Origin of the sequence: Streptomyces adustus, from assembly GCF_009377175.1 — a bacterium.
GTDB classification, from domain to species: Bacteria; Actinomycetota; Actinomycetes; order Streptomycetales; family Streptomycetaceae; genus Streptomyces; species Streptomyces adustus.
This window is the reverse complement of record NZ_VJZD01000412.1, coordinates 1-4702: the sequence shown is the minus strand read 5'-3', so window position 1 is coordinate 4702 and position 4702 is coordinate 1. Positions and strand designations below refer to the sequence as shown.

The window sequence follows — 4702 nt, the reverse complement described above, 5'->3', positions numbered from 1 at the left end:
GCCGTGACCAGGGCGGCGGTGATGCCCAGCACGGCGGCCGCGACGAGCAGTTCGGCCAGCAGACCGCGCCTGAGGGTGCGTACGAGAGCGGCGTCCGGGAGTGCGGGCGGGGCCGGTGCGGTGCGGGTGAGCGTGGTGCCCGCCGCTCCGGCCGTCGGCGGGGGCAGGGGGGCCGGGCGGCCGGTGTGGCGGTGGACCCAGCGGCGGGCCACGCCGCCGAGCGCGACGACCGCCGCCACCCCGGCCGACTTCACGAGGAGCAGTCGGCCGTACCCCGTGTCCAGGAGATGCCCGGCGGAACCCACCTCCTGCCAGGCCCGACCCGTCCCGGTGACGACGAGGGCGACGACCGCCGTGAACGCCAGCCGCGAGAACCGGGGCAGTACGGCGTCCAGTTCGCCGAGGTGGGCGGGGCGCGACAGGACGGCCGCGACCAGGGCGAGCCCGCCCAGCCAGAGCGTCATGGCGGCCAGGTGGACGAGATCGGCGGCCATCGCGAGCGGGGCGTACCGGCCGTCGACGGCGTGCCCGGTCAGCGGCCAGGTGCCCCAGAGCACGGTGACCGCGGCCGTCGTCGCCAGGACCAGCGGCCGCACGGGCCTGTCCCGCCCGGCCGACGCGGTGACCACCGCGGTCGCGGCGCCCAGCGCCAGCAGGGCGTAGAAGCGCACCGCGTAGGCCAGGTCGGCCGTCGCCGCGTACGGGTGGGCGTGCGCGCCGGACCAGGCCTCGGCCAGCGGCCGGCCGTCGGCCCAGACGGTGTGGACGGTCAGGACCGCGAGCGTGCCGGCCGCCAGCAGGCCGAGTCCGCCCCACACCAGGGCGCGGGTCCGGCGCTCGCGCAGCCCGGCGGGCCACAGCCACAGCGCGACCAGCAGCACGCCGGGGCCCAGGGCGAGTCCCGCGTAGCCGATCCCCCGGGCCGCCCCGAGGAGCCGCCCGGCCCAGGCGGCGTTCGCACCGGCGAGCGGGGGCACCACGCCCACGACATGCGTGGTCGTACCGATGGAGAACCGGTAGGTGCCCGCCACGGGGTGCCCGTCGGCCGAGGTCACCTGCCAGGCCACGGTGTAGGTGCCCGCGCGCAGGCTTCCGGGCAGGGCGGTGCGCAGGGTCGTGCGCCGCCGGTCGTCGGGGTGGCCGCCGAGATCCATCCGGCGCATGTGGTCGTCGAACACGCGTATCGCGTCGGCGCCCGCGGTCACCGGCTGGCGGAACGTCAGCGCGATCTTGGGCGGCAGGTCCGGCAGCACCTGGCCGGCCGCGGGCTCGCTCGACAGCAGGCCGGTGTGCGCGGCGGCGGGCCCCGCGGTCACGGTCTGGAGGCCCAGGGCGCAGAGAACGAGGCAGAGCATGGTGACGATGCGGCGCATCCGCTGTTTCCCCCGGGTGCACTGGTCGGACGGTGTCTCCAGGGTGGCGTCCCGCCGCGGTCCCCGGCAGCCTCGCCCTTGGGGGGTGGGACCCCCTCAAAACGAGGGGGTCAGGGCCGGATCGGGAGTACGGCGCGCACCTCGGTGCCGCCGTCGGCGCGCTCGGCGACGGTGACCTCGCCGCCCAGTTCGCTCGCCGTGTCCCGGATGAGCTGGAGCCCGAGATGCCCGGTCCTGCCGAGGGCGGTGCCCGGCCCCCTGCCGTCGTCCGCCACCACGACCAGCAGCCGGTCCTGGCTGCCGGTGACGTCGATCCAGGCCCGGTCCGCCTCGGCGTGCTTGACGATGTTGGTGACGCACTCCCGGGTGCAGCGGTAGGCGGCGGCCGTCAGGTCGGGGCCCAGCGCGGCCCGCACGTCGACGGTCGTGGTGACGGCGACGCCCTCCCGGCGCAGGCGTTCGGCGAGCAGTTCGACCGCCTGCGGCAGGCCGTCCTCGGTCAGGTCCGGCGGATAGATGTCCACCATCAGCGTGCGCAGCGAGCCGACGGCCCCGCGCAGCACCTCGGAGACCCGGTCGAGCATGCGGCCGGCCGGTTCCGGGATGTCGGCCGGCAGGTCGGCGCGGACGGCCGCCAGCGCGTACCCGGCACCGGCGAGGTCCTGGACCACACCGTCGTGCAGGTCGCGGGCGATCGCGCGCCGCTCACGCTCCGACGCGGTGAGCGCGTTGCGCAGCAGCCGGCTGCGCTCGGCGTCGGCCTGGCTGACCCGGCGCAGCAGCTGCACCGAGACCGGGAGCTGGGTGACCAGCAGAAGCAGCAGGGCCAGCACCGAGAACGGTACGAGGGTGCGCATCAGTTCGCCGCGCGCGGTGGCCACCCGGTCGTCGGTGGAGTACACCTCCAGTGCCAGCCGTTCGCCGGACGCCAGGTCCAGGGGGACGTAGACCTCCACCAGTCGGCTGTCGCCGTGGGGTTCGGTGATGTTCTCCTCGTCGGACAGGTCGGAGAGGTCCGCCCAACTGGCTTGCTGGTCGATGGTCTTGCGCACGTCGTCGTTGAGGGGGAAGGACATTCCGATGGCGCGGTGCTCGTTGCTGTACAGCACCTCGCCCTGCCGGTTCCACACCTTCACGCGCACCACGCCGGCCTCGCTCTCGCGGGCCCGGACCGCCTCGTCGAGCTGCGCCCGCGCGGTGCTGTCGCCGCGGATCACCGCGGGCATGACCGGCTTGAAGATCACGTTGCCCATCAGCTGCGCGGACCGCGCGGCCTCGGCGAGCGCGGTCCGTTTGGCGATCGACTCGGCGGCGAGCACGGTGCCGGCGCCGACGACCGTGAAGGCGCCCAGTCCGATCAGGATCATCGCGATCACCGCGTGCCGGACCGTTCTGCTGCCTTGCGGCTCGGGTGGCGCGGCCGGGTCCGCGCGGTCAGCCATCGCTGTGCGCCTCGACGAGACCGAGCTGTTGCGCCTTCACCACGGCCTGCAACTGTGAGCGCACCCCGAGCTTGAGGTGGATCGCCTTCACATAGCCGCGGCAGGTGTTGATGCTGATGCCCAGCAGCCTGGCGATCTCCGCCGGGGCCAGCCCCTTGCCCATCAGCGTGAGCACCTCGGACTCGCGGGCGGTCAGGCTGGCCACCGCGGGATCGTCGGTGACCCGCGGGCGGGGCGGCGGGTCACCGAACATGGACGCCGACACCAGCATCGATCCCTGCCGTACGGCGCGCAGCACGCTCAGCATCTCCTCCAGCGAACCGGTCTTCGGCACGAACGCGCTCGCGCCCGCCTGCGCGGCGCGTACCACCCAGTCGGGATCGCGGTGCGCGGAGACGACCACCACGGTCGCGTCCGGCGTCGCCTCCCGGATCCGCCGGGTGACCTCAAGTCCGCTCTCCGCGCCGAGCGAGATGTCCATCACGACCATGTCCGGCCGCTCCCTGGCCGCCAGTTCGACGGCCTCCGCGCCGGTGCCCGCCCAGCCCGCGCAGTCGAAGTCCGGCTGGGCTCCCAGCGCGAACGCCAGCAGTTCCGCGAAGGTCCGATGGTCGTCGACGATCAGTACCCGGGTCGTCGGCGAACCTTCTTGTTCCGGCATGTTCCCCCTACCTCGGCGAGCCGCCACGGTGGCCGGATCGCGTATGCCATGGAACCACGGCACGGTTGAAGGAAACCACAGTCCGTGAAGGAATTGTGTCCTTGATCAGCGTCCACACCGTCGACGAAACCTCCCGTTCCGGAGCGTTCCCGCCCACTTCCGAGGGTCGCCATGGCCGAAAAGCATCTGTCGTGCCATCACGACGCGATCGAGAGAAAGTGCTGGTTGTGAAGGAAATGTGCCCGCATGCGCGGTCGACCCCTCTGGTTTGGGGATGGCTGATACGCGTGGAAACGGGCACTGTTGGACCATGCCGATTCGCCTGCTCGTCGTCGACGACCACCCGCTCGTGCGGGACACCCTGTCCGCCGCGCTCGGCCGCAGCGCGCTCGTGGACGTGGTCGGTGTGGCGTGCGACGGCGCACAGGCCGTCGAAGCGGCGGTACGACTGATGCCGGACGTGGTCCTGATGGATCTGGTCATGCCCGTACTGAACGGGGCCGAGGCGACCGAAAGGCTCCTGACGCTCCGTCCGGGGACCCGGGTCGTGGTGCTGACCTCCGCGGTCGGCGGCCGGCTGGAGCGGGCGGCCCTCGACGCCGGGGCCGCCACGGTCCTGCACAAGGACGCCGGAATCGACACGGTCCTCGACGCCATCACGGCGGTCTCCCCCGAAGGCGTGACGCCCTGACGGGTGCGCGGGTCCGGTCCGGCCGGGCCCGCGCACCCGTCAGTCAGGGTCTGCCGGGCCGCGGCCACCAGCGCAGGATCACCCGCCCGGTCACCTTCGTGACCGGGACCGGCCCGAACTGCCGGGAGTCCACCGAGTGCCGACGGTTGTCGCCCAGCACGAACACGGTGCCGTCCGGTACCCGCGCGGGCCCGAAGTACATCCCGTCCACCGTCCTCGGATCCACCGCCGGCTCCTCGACGGCACGGCCGTCGACCTCCAGCACGCCGTCCTCGATCGCGACGGTGTCCCCGGCCACCGCCACCACCCGTTTGACCAGCGTCCCGTCGGACCCGTCGAACACCACGAGGTCGCCGCGCCCGGGCGGGGCGTCTCGGTACGCGCGGTCGTCGACGAGCAGATGGTCCCCGGCCAGCAGCGTGGGCTCCATGCTGGTCGACTCGACCCGCACCGGCTCCACCAGGAGGGTGCCGGCCACCAGCAGCGCGGCCGGCACCACGAGCAGGGCGGCGCGCGGTACGACGGACCGTCGTAC

Annotated in this window: 5 protein-coding genes; 1 reads left to right on the top strand and 4 read right to left on the bottom strand. The window is 73.5% G+C overall.

The genetic code is table 11. The features are described 5' to 3' along the window. The 3 genes from FNH09_RS44635 to FNH09_RS44625 all read right to left on the bottom strand — a co-directional run. Window positions 1-1373, bottom strand: a 1373-nt coding sequence (locus tag FNH09_RS44635; protein ID WP_152895588.1) for a copper resistance CopC/CopD family protein, incomplete at its 3' end; no start/stop codon positions are given. 110 nt (window positions 1374-1483) lie between these two features. Beyond that, a complete protein-coding gene (locus FNH09_RS44630; RefSeq protein WP_152895587.1) occupies window positions 1484-2815 on the bottom strand; it encodes a sensor histidine kinase in 1332 nt (443 codons plus the stop codon). After that, window positions 2808-3476, bottom strand: coding sequence for a response regulator (locus FNH09_RS44625; RefSeq protein WP_152895586.1), 669 nt, complete (start codon window positions 3474-3476; stop codon window positions 2808-2810). The genes FNH09_RS44630 and FNH09_RS44625 overlap by 8 nt, the downstream gene beginning before the upstream one ends. Before the next feature lie 310 nt (window positions 3477-3786). Here FNH09_RS44625 and FNH09_RS44620 point away from each other — a divergent pair, with 310 nt between their 5' ends. Further along, complete coding sequence (locus FNH09_RS44620; RefSeq protein WP_162470049.1) at window positions 3787-4167, top strand: response regulator; 381 nt, start codon at window positions 3787-3789, stop codon at window positions 4165-4167. Between the two features lie 43 nt (window positions 4168-4210). On the opposite strand, the gene lepB is transcribed toward FNH09_RS44620, so the two are convergent. Then, window positions 4211-4702: signal peptidase I (lepB, locus tag FNH09_RS44615; protein WP_202919889.1), on the bottom strand; the 492-nt coding region annotated here is incomplete at its 5' end.